This window comes from Aurantimonas sp. (assembly GCF_964217435.1).
Lineage (GTDB): Bacteria > Pseudomonadota > Alphaproteobacteria > Rhizobiales > Rhizobiaceae > Aurantimonas > Aurantimonas coralicida.
Window position 1 is genome coordinate 13,428 of record NZ_CAXPJM010000038.1, and the last position, 13,654, is coordinate 27,081.

Sequence of the window (13,654 nt, forward strand, 5' to 3'; positions counted from 1 at the left end):
GACGGGCCGCCGTGGGCGCCCCATCCCTCCTCACACGCCTTCGCAGCCCTTGGCCTTCAGGATCTCGTCCACCCAGGCGCGATCCCATCCGGCGCCCGCAATGGCCGCCTGAATGCCGGCTTCCTTTTCCTGCTGCGCCCGCGACGCCGCCAGCACGCTCTCCGCCTCCTCGCGGGGAATGCACACGACGCCGTCGAGATCGCCGATGACGATGTCGCCCGGCGCGATCACCATGCCGTCCAGCGCGATCGGCACGTTCACCTCGCCCGGGCCGTCCTTGTAGGGACCGCGATGGCTGACGCCAGCGCCATAGACCGGATAGTCGTCGACTGCGATCACGTCCATGTCGCGCACCGCGCCGTTGACGACGAAGCCGACGACCCCGCGCGAGCGGGCATGGCTGATGATCAGCTCGCCGATCAGCGCGTTGGTGAGGTCGCCGCCCGCATCGACGACGATCACGTCGCCGGGCTGCGCGATGTCGGCCGCCTTGTGGATCATCAGATTGTCGCCGGGCCGGGTCTTCACGGTCAGCGCCGTGCCGGCCAGCGTGCCCTCCTTGTGCATCGGACGCACCGACGGTCCGGCCGCGACCATGCGGTTCAGATTGTCGCTGATGATCGCGGACGGAATCTTCGCGAACGCCTCCACCAGCGATCGGTCACTGCGTACGTGCCCGTCCAGCACACGAAATCCTGCTGCCACTCCGGCCTCCCTGCCGCTCTTCATCACAGGGAGCTTGACCGAGGCCGGTCATTCCGTCCAATACATTGTTGGCACTTCAATGATAGCGACAGGGCATCACTGATGGTCGAGACGCGCCTGCTCCGATCCTTCGTCTGTGTCGCCGAGGAGCTGCATTTCGGCCGCGCCGCCCGTCGCCTGCATATCGCCCAGCCGGCCCTGACCCGGCAGATCCAGCAGCTCGAGGAGCGGCTGCAGGCAACACTGCTCAATCGCAATCAGCGCATCGTGACCCTCACCCCGGCCGGCCGGATGTTCCTGGAGCGCTCCTACCGGATCCTCGCGGATCTCGAACAGGCGGCCAAGGAAGTGCGGCGGGTCGAGGCGGGGCAGGAAGGCCGTCTGTCGGTGGGGTTCATCCACTCCTCCACCTACGGCGTCACGCCGCTCGTTCTGCGCCGGTTCCGCCTGGCGTTCCCCCGGGTGGACCTCGAACTCTTCGAGATGACCATCCAGGAGCAGCTGGCGGCGCTGCGCGACGGCCAGATCGACGTCGGCATCCTGCGTCCGCCGATCTCGGATCCCAGCCTGCGCGCCCGGCCCTTGCGCGAGGAGCGCTTCGTGGTGGCCCTGCCGCACGACCATCGCCTCGCCTCCACCGACCGCCTGCATCTGCGCGACCTGTCCGAGGACGGATTCATTCTCTTTACCCAGCGCAAGAGCCCGCTCTTCTACGCCCGGATCATCGGCATGTGCGAAAAGGCCGGCTTCGTCCCGCGGGTCGAACAATATGCCACCCAGATCCACACGATGATCGGCCTCGTCAGCGCCGGCATGGGCGCGGCGATCGTGCCGGAGGTCGCGCGCAGCCTGAACATTCCGGGCGTCGCTTACGTGGAGATCGCCGATACACCGCCCACCGTGCAGGTCTGCCTCGGCTGGCGGGCCACCGACACCTCCCCCATCCTCGCCGCCTTCTGCGATCACGCCGAAACCAGCGCCCGCCTCGCCGCCGAAACCGCTGGTGGATGAAAAGCTGCGTTGGGCTCTTCCGGCCAAAACACGCATCGCGACCGCGCTACTAACCGCGGGGTCTCCTGAGCAGAGCCGCGCGACCTGAGCTACCGAGTTTGTTCTGCAACGAAATCTCGACGCTGATGCCGCAGAACGATCCCACCACTCGATACACGGCTCATTGCGCCACCTGGCTGGGCGCGCTGGCGGTCAGAATGCCGGAAAACAGGGGTTTGGAATTTGGCGGAGTGTGATGTCCGAATGGCGGAGAGGGGGGGACTCCACCTTCACACCCGCTTACTCATTGAAATATCTGAGCACGCGATCGCACGATCAATAGCCATGTGTACCAGTGTGGTGCTCTCCTTTCAAGCAAGCCGGAACGACAGAAGTCGGGTTGCCAATCTCGATTTCGAGGACTTAAGCACCCTTCCCCCGACCAAGCCGAACGCTCTGCCCCGCTCAGCCTCAAGGCGAGAGCAAGAACCATTTGCGGTGACGTGGATTCACGTCGACGGAACCGACGGTACGTCTCGCGAGATCATCCTGACCGCGATTGGCGGAACCTGCGTGACTTGGCATTGGTCGGGGCGCTGCTCGCCGGGAGTTTACTCTTCCATGTGACAATTCTGCGCGAAGAGCCGCGCCGGACGACCGAGCCACGCACCGCAGCAGGAACGAGGTGACAGCGTGCACCCCCCGCCGGCCTCCCTCCGCTTCTTGTAGTCATAGGTGCCTAGCGGTGCACTATGGGCTTTGGCAGCGGAGAAACATCTTCTCTGAAGGGGCCGCGACGGTCTATCCACCGACTCGTCGGTGCTCGTTTGTCTGAAGAAAGCACGTCAATGGGCCATCAGGACTGGCACATCGGTACGCGCTATGATGCTGCTCGTTGCCCCGCCGAAGATCATCTGGCGCAGCCGGCTCTGGGTGTAGGCCCCTTTCACCACAAGATCGGCGCCGAGTTCCCGCACTTCCGCCAAAATGGCTTCGCCGCCGCGGATGTTCGCCGCGCTCATCACCCGCACCTCGCTTGCAATGCCGTTCATCGCCAGATGGCGCTGCACCTGCCGCCCCGAGGGGCCGGGCCGCTCGTCGTCGCCGACGAGGATCGTCACGCGGCTGGCCCTGCGCAACACCGATCGCGAGAAGGCGAGTGTGCGAGCGGTTTCGGGGCTGCCGTTCCAAGCGATCACCACGTTCGTTCCTAGCGCCGCGGGCGCCTGCGGCGGTGCGATAAGAACCAGACGACCGCTCTCAAAGAGTACGGTCTCGAGCGTGGCCATACGCGGGCCGCCTGAACGATCGGCTGGCCGGCCCACCACGGTCAGGTCGAAGGCCCGACCGTAACTACCTACTAGTGAGTCATCGATTGTCTGCTCCCCATTCCACACACCGCCGGGTCCGGGTTCGTCCAGGCTTGCCAGGGTTAGCAGTCCGTTTGTCAGGAGCTCTGCCGCAAAACGTTCACTTGCTGCCTGACGGGCCTCGACATCGTCGAACGGAACATCCGGCACCATGATCGCGCTTGCCACCTCGACGCCAAGCGGCTGGGCAAAGGCCGGGCGCAAAAAAACTCCTTCCAAGAGGCTCTCGAAGCGCTTCGCAAACAGGCACGCCGTCGCCATGGTCGCCGACGTCTGGGCATGAAGCTCCAGCGGGATCAGGACCGATTTCATCGCAGTTCCTCGCTCGCCAAGAGATCCGGTTCGATCCTTGTGTCCGGCGTGCACGGGCATATGCGCGGGGCCGGCAAGTTCGGTTGCGATTGTCGGCCGGTTGCGATGACCAGACAAGTGGGCGATGTTGGACCTGTTATACGCGGCCGTTCACCGGTGTTCGGTCCGTGGTTATCTAAAGCCTGATCGGCTCCACATGACTGTGCCTACCCAGTCGCCGTTAACCACCGGCGGCTTCTTCACGATCTTCCCCTCAATTATGCTGCCGATGTTCCTGGCGGTGGTAGACCAAACCATTGTGGCGACGGCGCTTCCGGCCATAGCCGGATCGCTCGGCAGCGTCGAGCGGGTGTCTTGGGTGGTTATCGCCTATCTCGTCTCAACGACGATCGCCGCGCCCGTCTATGGTCGCCTTGGCGACCTCTTAGGACGTAAGGCGCTGATGCTCGTGGCGCTGGCGATCTTCATGTGTGCGTCCCTAGCCTGCTCGCTGGCGACCAGCATGGAATTGCTGACCGCGTTTCGAGTCCTCCAGGGGCTGGGCGGCGGGGGGCTGATGACACTGTCACAGGCGCTCGTCGGCGAGGCGATCGCGCCGCGCGAACGGGCCCGGTATCAAGGATACCTCGCCGCCGTAGCCGTGTCATCGAGCGCCTTCGGTCCGGTGGCGGGTGGCTTCCTGACCGAGCATTTCGGTTGGCAGTCGGTCTTCCTTGTCAACATCCCTGTGGGTCTGGCCGCGGTCGTCCTGACTCTCCGCCTACCTTTACGGGTGGGAAGCGGGGAGCCGTTCCGCTTCGATTTTGCCGGCCTCTTCCTGTTCGCGACCTTCGTCGTCTCTGTGTTGGTCATGCTGGAGGAGGTCCGCGCCTTCGACGAAAGCCTGATCCTGACCATCGCCGCGCTCGCCGCGCTCGCGGTGCTGTCGTTGGTTCTGCTCATCTGGCGAGAGAAGCGCGCCGGCTCGCCGCTCCTCCCGATCCCGCTCCTCAGCAACCCCTCGATATGGCGCGCCGACGCACTCGCCGCCTGCCATGGCGCGACACTCGTCTCGCTCCTCACCTTCCTGCCCATCTACCTTCTTGTCGTGCATCGGGCGTCGCCGGCCGAGACCGGACTCCTGTTGTTGCCCTTCACCATCGGCATCGGCGTTGGATCGCTAGTGACCGGACGCATCGTCAGCAGGACGGGCCGTTCGGCGGTGTTCCCCTCCTGGGGCCTGATACTGGTCTGCTCGTTGCTGCTCGTCGTGGCGTTCTGGGCGCCCGACATAGGGACGCGCACGCTGTCGGCACTGCTAGGCGTCATGGCGATCTTCCTGGGCACAGTAATGGGGGTGGTCCAGGTCACCGTGCAGACGGCTGCGGGCGCACGCATGCTAGGCGCGGGCGCTGCGTCCGTGCAATTCTCGCGCTCACTGGGCGCAGCGGTCGGTACGGCGCTTATCGGCACCGTCCTTTTCTCAACCCTTTCGACGAGCGACGCGCAGGCTGCCCGACTTTTCCAAATGGTCATGGAACAGGGGCCGCAGGCGCTGGATCATCTGGGTCCGGGCGATCGGATGCTCGTTCAGGCCGCGCTCTCGAACGCGTTCCAGGCAGCATTTTTCGGCGTTGCGACCTTCGCTGCCCTCGCAGCGTTCCTCGCTTGGACGATCCCGATGCGTAGAATCTAACGTTGAGCCGTTGACCAGCGAAGATGCAACTGCTGTACCAATTAGTTATGCCTGTAGCGATGACTCGACACTGTTGTTTTCTAGGATGTGTGTCGCTATTACCAACATCGCGCCCATCGAGGACCCGTACGTTCCCGCCAGCTGGCCGGACAGCTTTCCATCGCCCCGTCCAAAAGGTTTAGGCACTACGGCCGTCCGATCCGTGCCCTTATTTCGGTAGTGCCCATGGCATGATCTTTGTAGATTCCAGGGAGGCGCAACATGCTCATGAGAAGCGGACACTGACGTCCTTGCCAAGTTCCTTAAGGAAGTACTGGAAGCGCGTGATGAAGCCGAGGCATTTTCGCGGGCTGATGTTGAGAGTCCGTCCGAAAAGGTCATGCGGCGCGGCCAAGGTGGCGTATGAGGATCATGACGGAGGCGGCGTAGAGGAAGGCAGTCGCGGAGGCTATTATGGCCCCTGGGTCGTTCCAGAGCCGGCGGTTCCCTCAAGCGATGATCCCTTCATTAGCCTGCCTTCTCTCGACCGCTGATCAACCCGCACGGCCGGGAACCGCAGTAAAGAGCTTTCCGCACCACGCCACAGGACACGATTCCCAAGAAGACGTAGTCGGCTTCGCTTTACTACTCTGAATTTTACGCCTCTCGGTTCTCGAGCATGATGCATTCGGTCCTCATTTTCCTGCCCTAATTTTTGTAGCGACTTCGCGCAGATAGCGAAGAAGAATCTCAGCCTGAGGCGAAAGCGATACGTCAGCCTTCAGCGTAATCCCGACTGGGCCACGCGTATCGCCTGTCGGAATGGCGAGCGGCTCAAGGACTTTGTTCCTCAAATCGGCCAAGACTACACCCTCCGAAATTACCCAGACGGCGTCGGTCGACAGGACATAGGAGCGGGAAAAGGCCAGCGAGACGGTCTCGATGACCCGAAGCGGCCGGGGTAGGTTCTCCGCCGTGAACAGCCGGTCGACGACCGGGCGGATCACCGAACCAGGTGGCGGCAGCAAGCATTCGATCCCGGCCATAGCGCTCGACGATAGGTTCTTGCCGACAAGCGGATGACCAGCGCGAACCACGAAGACGATCGGCTCGGAATAGAGATGCTCGAAGAGGAGACCCGCCATTTCGTCGGGCTGGCCCATCCGCCCGATGACGATGTCGAGACCGCCTTCGCGAAGCTGTGCCGTCAAGTACGCCGTCGGGCCGGTGACGACGCGGGGGATCGCACGAGGGCCATTGGCGACGTAGCCTCGGATCGCCTCGGGCAGGAGGCGGGCCGAGACGGTCGGCAAGGCCCCCACGCGCACTGGCTGGGCTTGCGGGGAGGCTGCGTCCGACAACGCCTCGAAGCCGTGGTGAAGCGACGCCAGCGCCGTCTCGGCATGACGGAGGAAGATTTCGCCGTTTGGGGATAGAAAACTGCGCTGGCGGTTGCGCGATAGGAGTGGTGTGCCGAGAATCGTCTCAAGTTCCTTAATAGTCTTGGACACCGCCGGCTGCGTCACAGCGAGATCATCCGCAGCCCGCACGACGCTTTCGCGTCTGGCGACGGCGACAAAGGACCGCAGATGACGCAAGCGAATAGCCGGCGGTAGCATAGACTATAACCCCCGAGTTATAACGCCCGCACAAAACATCATTTCCCATGAGTGATCAAGCGCCGTATTCAGCTTGCTACGCACAGGGAGGGGGCGATGATGTTCGCAGTCGCGAATAAAGTGACAATTCATTATCGTCGTATCGGACGTGCAGATGCGCCTCGCCTCGTCTTTTTGAACTCGCTCGGGTCGGACCTCCGGATTTGGGACGAGGTCACCGAAGAGCTCAGGGATCGCTTTGACGTTCTCCTCATAGATATGCGTGGCCATGGGCTGACGGAAGTGGAGCCTGGCCCTGTAACCATCCCGCAGCTTGCGGACGATCTCCTGGCACTTCTTGACCATGTCGGCTGGCGCAAAGCCTCGATCGTCGGCCTGTCAATCGGTGGCCTGATCGCCCTTCATGCGGCTATCCACGCCCCTCAACGGGTCGAGCGCCTCGTCCTTATGGATACTGCGGCGAAAATTGGGGATAGCGCCGGCTGGACGAAACGCATCGCCGCAGTCGAGGACGGCGGTGTCGAGTCGATCGCGGATGCCGTCACCACGCGCTGGTTCTCGGACGGATTTGCCGAGCGGGAGCCCGGCCGCTTTGCCGCCTGGCGTCGCATGTTCGCGGCAACATCGGCGACTGGCTACCGGAGCGCCTGCGAGGCCATCCTTGCGGCCGATTACACTGATGAAGTTCACCGGATTACGGCACCGACCCTGGCGCTTGCAGGTGACGGTGACGTGCCAACCCCGCCAGCCCTGGTCCGGGGGACTGCCGAGAGCATTCCGGGCGCGAGATTCGAGGCGATCTGTGGCGCGGGACATCTACCCTGTTTGGAGCGTCCCATAGAGGTTGCGCGAGCGATCGCAGATCACCTCCACACGGTCGAGTCTGTTTTTGATGCAGGGACCGACCGCTTTCGCACCGGTATGGCAACACGGCGGGGCGTCCTCGGCGATACCCATGTCGACCGCGCGAATGCCGCGATCACGCCTTTCGACGCGGCCTTCCAGCGTTTCATTACCGAAGGCGCTTGGGGCACGGTCTGGTCGAGCCCTCGTCTGACGCGTCGCGAACGCTCCATGTTGACGATCGCGCTGCTCGCGGCGCTCGGTCAGGACGATGAGGTGGCGATGCATGTGAGGGCGACTGCCAGTACCGGCGCGAGCGCGACCGACATCGCCGAGGCCCTGATGCATGTCGCCGTCTATGCCGGCGTGCCGGCGGCGAACCACGCGATCAAGATCGCGAAGAAGACCCTTGCCGAGATGGAGGCAGCGTCACAATGAGCCAATCCTACTTCCAGCGCGACCGAGACTGGCATCCGGCGCCCTTCACGCCGTCCTACAAGACCTCCGTCCTGCGGTCGCCGCGACACGCGCTCCTCTCAATGCCGACGACCCTGTCAGAAGAAACCGGTCCGGTCTTCGGTCATGACATGCTTGGCCCTCTCGACAACGATCTCATCCGCAATTTCTCGCAAGACGGCGGCGACGCGATCGGGCAGCGTATTGTGGTCTATGGCCGCGTCCTCGATGAGAACGGGCGGCCCGTTCCCGGCGCGTTGGTCGAGGTCTGGCAGGCCAATGCGGGCGGACGCTACCGCCACAAGAAGGAAGGCTATATCGCCGCGCTAGACACGAATTTTGGCGGCTGCGGCCGCGCCATCACCGACGCGGACGGGCGATACGAATTTCGCACGATCAAGCCAGGCGCCTATCCTTGGCCGAACGGCGTCAACGACTGGCGGCCAGCCCACATACACTTCTCGGTTTTCGGCCATGCGTTCGCGCAGAGACTGATCACCCAGATGTACTTTGAGGGCGATCCGATGATCTGGCAGTGCCCGATCGTGAGGACCATCCCTGACGACAAGGCCATCGAGCAGCTCGTCGCCGCCCTCGACCGCGCCGAGACCATTCCGATGGACAGCCTCGCCTACAAGTTCGACATCGTTTTGCGCGGCCGCCGCTCAACGATGTTCGAGAACCGGATGGAGGGCAACTGATGACCCAGCGCCTCGACCGCTTAAAGGAAAGCCCCTCCCAGACCGCCGGGCCTTACGTCCATATCGGCGCGACGCCGAACTGGGTGGAGATCACCGGTGTCTGGAAGGAGGACCTCGGCCTCGTTATCGCTGGCCCGGACACGAAGGGCGAAAGTATCCTGATCAAGGGACGGATCCTAGACGGGTCCGGCGAGTCGGTCCGCGACGCGCTCGTTGAGATCTGGCAGGCGGACGCGGACGGGCTTCATCCCTCGCCCGCCGAGATGCGCGGCAATGCCGATCCGGCCTTTACTGGCTGGGCGCGCCAACCGGTTTCGGACGCCGACGGCAGCTTCAGCTTCAAGACGATCCGCCCCGGCCGTGTGCCCTACCCGGACGGTCGCCTGCAGGCTCCGCATGTCACGGTATGGATCGTCGCGCGCGGCATCAATCTCGGCCTACACACGCGGGTCTACTTCAGCGACGAGGTGGAGGCGAACGCAACTGACCCGGTTCTGTCGCGCATTCCCGATCCGGCTCGCCGCAGCACGCTCGTCGCGCCGAAGTCGATGTGCGGCGACATCCCTGGCTTCACCTTCGACATCCGCCTTCAGGGCGAAGGCGAAACCGTCTTTCTGGACATGTGACGAACACGATGGACAAAACCATTTCTAACCTTTCCGAGGCGGTCGCCGGCATATTCGACGGTGCCGTGGTGATGATCGGCGGCTTCGGCGGCTCCGGTGCACCAATCGAACTGATCCATGCACTCATCGATCGCTATCTAGCGACGGGAGCCCCCAAGAACCTCACTGTCGTTAACAATAATGCCGGCAACGGGCATGTGGGCCTTGCCGCGCTCATTGAGCAGGGCATGGTCAAGAAGCTGATTTGCTCCTTTCCGCGATCCGCCGATCCGAGCGTCTTCACTAAGCGCTATCTCGCCGGCGAGATCGAGTTGGAACTCGTGCCCCAGGGAACGCTCGCCGAGCGCATCCGTGCGGGCGGCGCTGGTATTCCAGCCTTCTACACGCCGAGCAGCTATGGCACCGATCTGGGTGCGCACAAGCCGGTCGAGACATTCGAGGGAAAGCCCTACGTGCGTGAGGCCTGGCTCAAGGCGGACTTCGCCCTAGTCAAGGCATTGAACGGCGACCGTCTCGGCAATCTCGTCTTCAACAAGGCGGCCCGCAACTTCGGGCCGGCAATGTGCATGGCCGCAAAGACAGCGCTCGTCCAGGTCTCCGAGATCGTCGAGCCGGGGGTGATTGATCCTGAACATGTCGTCACTCCCGGCATCTTCGTTCAAGGCTTGGTCGAGGTTGCAAATCCGGCCCAGGAAGAGTTCTTGAACCGCGCCAACGCCGTCTATCCGGAGCCTGCCGCAGAATGACCACCAGCCTTTCCTCCACTCAGATTGCCTGGCGCGCGGCCCAGGACATTGCCGACGGTGCCTATGTCAATCTCGGCATTGGCTTTCCCGAGATGGTGGCCCGATTCCAACCACCCGGCCGGTCGGCGATCTTCCACACCGAGAATGGGATTCTCGGCTTCGGCGAAGCGCCAACCGCCGGCGAGGAGGACTGGGACCTGATCAATGCGGGCAAGAAGGCGGTTACGTTGAGGCCTGGCACCGCCTTCTTCGACCATGTGGATTCCTTTGCGATGATCCGGGGGGGCCATCTCGACGTCGCGATCCTAGGCGCCTACGAGGTCGCAGAGACCGGCGATCTCGCCAACTGGTCGACGGGGCCGAAGGGCGTTCCGGCTGTCGGCGGGGCAATGGATCTCGTGCACGGGGCCAAGCGCGTCGCCATAATCACCGATCACGTGACCAAACACGGCAAGCCGAAGCTCGTGAAGACCTGCTTGCTGCCGCTGACCGGCATTGGATGTGTCACCCGCGTCTATACGAGCCTTGCGGTCATCGACATCGAGAACGCCCGCTTTGTCCTCCGGGAAAAACTGCCCTCACTCTCCCTCGACGAGTTGCAGGCGATGACCGGCGCCGAGCTCGTCGTCCCCGAGACCGTCGCCGACCTCGCCACGCCGGAGCTTTAAGATGCCCGAAGCCTTTCTCTGCGCTTATGTCCGCACGCCGATTGGCCGTTTCGGCGGCGCGCTCGCGACCGTACGCGCCGACGATCTCGGTGCCGTTCCACTGAAGGCGCTGATCGAGCGGCAACCTTCCGTTGACTGGGAGGCGTTGGACGATGTCGTTCTTGGTTGCGCCAACCAGGCTGGCGAGGACAATCGCAACGTCGCGCGAATGAGCCTCCTTCTTGCCGGTCTGCCGGAGAACGTCTCGGGAACGACCATCAACCGGCTCTGCGGGTCGGGCATGGACGCGGTGATGACAGCCGCGCGCGCCATTAAGGCCGGCGAGGCGGAGCTGATGATCGCCGGCGGCGTCGAATCAATGAGCCGGGCGCCCTTCGTCATGCCGAAGGCCGAAAGCGCATTTTCGCGCCATGCCGAAATCCACGACACGACCATTGGCTGGCGCTTCGTCAACCCGGTGATGAAGGCCCAATATGGCGTCGATTCCATGCCGGAGACTGGCGAGAACGTCGCAGAAGACTACAGCGTCGGCCGCGCCGACCAGGACGCTTTCGCCCTGCGCTCGCAGGAGAAGGCAGCCGCCGCACAGACGAGTGGGCGCCTCGCCCGCGAGATCGTTCCTGTTTCGGTCCCGCAGCGGAAAGGCGATCCCAAGATCTTTGCAATTGACGAGCATCTCCGCGCGACGAGCCTCGAAGCCTTGGCCATGCTCCCGACTCCCTTCCGAAAGGGTGGTTCGGTGACGGCGGGCAACGCCTCGGGGGTTAATGATGGGGCAGCGGCGCTGATCGTGGCGAGCGAAGCGGCAGCGAAACGCCATGGCCTGACGCCGATCGCACGCGTTCTTGGTGGTGCGGCGGCGGGAGTTCCGCCGCGTGTCATGGGCATCGGGCCGGCGCCGGCCTCGAAGAAGCTAATGGCACGGCTCGGCCTCGGACAGCACGACTTCGACGTGATCGAACTCAACGAAGCCTTTGCAAGCCAAGGAATCGCAACTTTACGTGATCTCGGGCTCTCGGATGACGACCGCCGCGTAAATCCAAATGGCGGAGCCATTGCCCTCGGCCACCCCCTCGGCATGTCAGGCGCGCGCATCACCGGAACGGCGGCGCTCGAACTCTCGCTGTCCGGCGCCCGCCGAGCGCTTGCCGCCATGTGCGTCGGCGTCGGTCAAGGCATCGCCATCGCTCTCGAACGGGTCTAGGTAAGGCCGAATGGCGCCGCTTCTCGCATCACTTGTCGGCGATTCGGACGTCGCAGCGCTCTTCGAGCCGGCCGCAGAGATTGGGGCGCTCCTGCGCTTCGAGGCCACGCTTGCCGCTGCGCAGGCGACCTGCGGCGTGATCGCGGACGGCGTGGCCGAGCGTATTGCGCTCGCTTGCGAGAAGCTCACGTTAGACGAGACCGTGCTGCAAGCTGGCCTTGCACAGGACGGTGTCGTGATCCCGGCCCTTCTGCGCGAACTCCGCAAGACCACCGGAGACGCAAGCGACAAGGTTCATCTCGGCGCCACCAGCCAAGACGTCATTGATAGCGGCCTCATCCTGCGGATGAGAGCCGTTCTGACGCTTTTGGATGAGCGTATCGCTTTGGTGCTTGACGAGATCGAGCGACACGAGGGACAAGCCGGCGCCTATCCGCTGATGGCGCAGACCCGCATGCAGGCTGCCCTCCCCTTTACCGTCGCCAGTAAGCTTGGGACGTGGAAACGCCCATTGGAAAGCCATCGCGAAAGAATCGCCGCGTTGTCCAGTACACTTCCGATTCAGCTCGGCGGCCCCGTCGGTGACGGAACGAGCTTCGGCCCAAAATATGAGCTGATCCGCGCTGAGACTGCGCGGCGTCTCGACCTTCGCGACACGTCGCCGTGGCATTCGGACCGCAGCATCATTCTCGACATCGGCCAAGTGCTGGCGCTTCTTGCCGGCACGCTCGGCAAGCTCGGTCAGGATGTGGCCTTAATGGCCCAAAGTAAGGTGAGAGCGGTCGAACTGACGAGCGGAGGCGGCTCCTCGGCAATGACCCACAAGACCAATCCAGTCGGCGCCGAGATTCTGGTCGCGCTCGGCCGCTTCGCAGCGGGTCTCATGGGAACGCTGTCGCAGGCGATGATCCACGAGAACGAGCGTTCGGGCGCCGCGTGGACCCTCGAATGGATGGTCCTGCCACAATTGGCGGAAGCGACCGGAGCAGCGACGAGCCATGCGGCGGCACTCTTAGCGCAGATGCGCTTTGGAACGCACGACGGTTGAACTGCGTCGAGTCCGGCAGATTAATTGTCTGAATAACGGACGGTCCGGGGTTCGATCAGCTTACCATTCCTGCATGTGATGCGCGCGGCCGGATCGCTTTGAGAGGGGGCGTAGCGCCTCGCCAGCAAAACCCGTTCGGTCGATGCCCAGGCCTATTCGCCCTACGGCCGATTGAGGTCAGTCAGGGATGACGGCTACGGGCGTGATCTCAACCAAGATGTCGGGGTGAGCGAAAGCGGCGGTGGTCAGAAGGGTGCTCGCCGGGAAATCCTTCCCATATATGTCTTTGCGAATTTCGGTGAAGACCTGCGAGTAGCGGCCGTCGGAGATCGAGACGTTCATCCAAACAACATCCGTTAGACTGCCGCCGACGCGGCCAAGGGTCGCTTCGAGATTCTTGAAGGTCTGGCGGACTTGGTGCTCGAATTGGCCAGCGAGCGACTGACCGTCATCATCCATGAAACCTACATGGCCGGCTAACCAGACTATCTTGCCGCCTTTGGTCACGACGGCCGGGGAGTAGGCGTATTTAGCCTCCCAGGTGGGCTCTAGGGTGGTTTTCGTGAATGCCATGGATCGCTTCCTTAGGTTTTTTGGGAGAGTGCATCTGCACGTTTCCGCTCGACACACGGCGCACGCGTGACGACAGCTTGTACTGCAAGGGTCGGACATTTGGATTGTGCGGGATTAGGTGAATGGCTGTTGACGCAGC

General features: G+C 63.2%; 13 protein-coding genes and 1 pseudogene. 9 read left to right on the forward strand and 5 right to left on the reverse strand.

Annotated elements, in window-relative coordinates; translation table 11 throughout:
* Positions 1-30 precede the first annotated feature (30 nt).
* Positions 31-705 carry an RraA family protein gene (locus ACEQX1_RS15375; protein WP_370193973.1) on the reverse strand — a complete coding sequence of 225 codons (675 nt, stop codon included), beginning with the start codon at positions 703-705 and terminating at the stop codon, positions 31-33.
* 102 nt (positions 706-807) lie between these two features.
* Here ACEQX1_RS15375 and ACEQX1_RS15380 point away from each other — a divergent pair, with 102 nt between their 5' ends.
* Entirely contained in the window at positions 808-1,716 is a 909-nt protein-coding gene (locus ACEQX1_RS15380; protein ID WP_370193972.1) for a LysR family transcriptional regulator, read from the forward strand.
* Between the two features lie 824 nt (positions 1,717-2,540).
* On the opposite strand, the gene ACEQX1_RS15385 is transcribed toward ACEQX1_RS15380, so the two are convergent.
* Entirely contained in the window at positions 2,541-3,377 is an 837-nt protein-coding gene (locus ACEQX1_RS15385) for a universal stress protein (RefSeq protein WP_188076568.1), read from the reverse strand.
* Between the two features lie 196 nt (positions 3,378-3,573).
* On the opposite strand from ACEQX1_RS15385, the gene ACEQX1_RS15390 reads away from it, so the two are divergent.
* Positions 3,574-5,052 (forward strand): MFS transporter, encoded by a 1,479-nt coding sequence (locus ACEQX1_RS15390; protein ID WP_188076567.1) that lies wholly within the window; start codon positions 3,574-3,576, stop codon positions 5,050-5,052.
* Between the two features lie 377 nt (positions 5,053-5,429).
* On the opposite strand, the pseudogene ACEQX1_RS15395 reads toward ACEQX1_RS15390, so the two are convergent.
* Positions 5,430-5,537, reverse strand: a pseudogene (locus ACEQX1_RS15395) (IS5/IS1182 family transposase); the annotation flags it as partial.
* 189 nt (positions 5,538-5,726) lie between these two features.
* Positions 5,727-6,650, reverse strand: coding sequence for a pca operon transcription factor PcaQ (gene pcaQ, locus ACEQX1_RS15400; RefSeq protein WP_370193969.1), 924 nt, complete (start codon positions 6,648-6,650; stop codon positions 5,727-5,729).
* Between the two features lie 96 nt (positions 6,651-6,746).
* Here pcaQ and pcaD point away from each other — a divergent pair, with 96 nt between their 5' ends.
* Genes pcaD through ACEQX1_RS15435 form a run of 7 tightly spaced genes read left to right on the forward strand, consistent with a single transcriptional unit; the run spans position 6,747 to position 12,942 of the window.
* The gene (gene pcaD, locus ACEQX1_RS15405) at positions 6,747-7,931 is read left to right on the forward strand and encodes a 3-oxoadipate enol-lactonase (protein WP_370193968.1); all 1,185 of its coding nucleotides are present in this window, start codon (positions 6,747-6,749) and stop codon (positions 7,929-7,931) included.
* A complete protein-coding gene (pcaH, locus tag ACEQX1_RS15410; protein WP_370193967.1) occupies positions 7,928-8,650 on the forward strand; it encodes a protocatechuate 3,4-dioxygenase subunit beta in 723 nt (240 codons plus the stop codon). The genes pcaD and pcaH overlap by 4 nt, the downstream gene beginning before the upstream one ends.
* Positions 8,650-9,276: a protocatechuate 3,4-dioxygenase subunit alpha gene (pcaG, locus tag ACEQX1_RS15415; RefSeq protein ID WP_188076563.1), complete on the forward strand. Its 627-nt coding sequence runs from the start codon at positions 8,650-8,652 to the stop codon at positions 9,274-9,276. Before pcaH ends, pcaG begins: the two co-directional genes overlap by 1 nt.
* Positions 9,277-9,284: 8 nt before the next feature.
* Positions 9,285-10,022 carry a 3-oxoacid CoA-transferase subunit A gene (locus tag ACEQX1_RS15420; RefSeq protein WP_188076562.1) on the forward strand — a complete coding sequence of 246 codons (738 nt, stop codon included), beginning with the start codon at positions 9,285-9,287 and terminating at the stop codon, positions 10,020-10,022.
* Positions 10,019-10,690: a 3-oxoacid CoA-transferase subunit B gene (locus ACEQX1_RS15425; RefSeq protein ID WP_188076561.1), complete on the forward strand. Its 672-nt coding sequence runs from the start codon at positions 10,019-10,021 to the stop codon at positions 10,688-10,690. Before ACEQX1_RS15420 ends, ACEQX1_RS15425 begins: the two co-directional genes overlap by 4 nt.
* A 1-nt stretch (position 10,691) precedes the next feature.
* Positions 10,692-11,894 carry a 3-oxoadipyl-CoA thiolase gene (pcaF, locus tag ACEQX1_RS15430; RefSeq protein ID WP_370193966.1) on the forward strand — a complete coding sequence of 401 codons (1,203 nt, stop codon included), beginning with the start codon at positions 10,692-10,694 and terminating at the stop codon, positions 11,892-11,894.
* 10 nt (positions 11,895-11,904) lie between these two features.
* On the forward strand, positions 11,905-12,942 hold the full coding sequence (locus tag ACEQX1_RS15435) for a 3-carboxy-cis,cis-muconate cycloisomerase (protein WP_370197010.1): 1,038 nt from the start codon (positions 11,905-11,907) through the stop codon (positions 12,940-12,942).
* 177 nt (positions 12,943-13,119) lie between these two features.
* Here the strand turns inward: ACEQX1_RS15435 and ACEQX1_RS15440 are convergent, their stop codons facing one another.
* Positions 13,120-13,515, reverse strand: coding sequence for a RidA family protein (locus tag ACEQX1_RS15440; protein ID WP_188076558.1), 396 nt, complete (start codon positions 13,513-13,515; stop codon positions 13,120-13,122).
* Between the last annotated feature and the right edge of the window lie 139 nt (positions 13,516-13,654).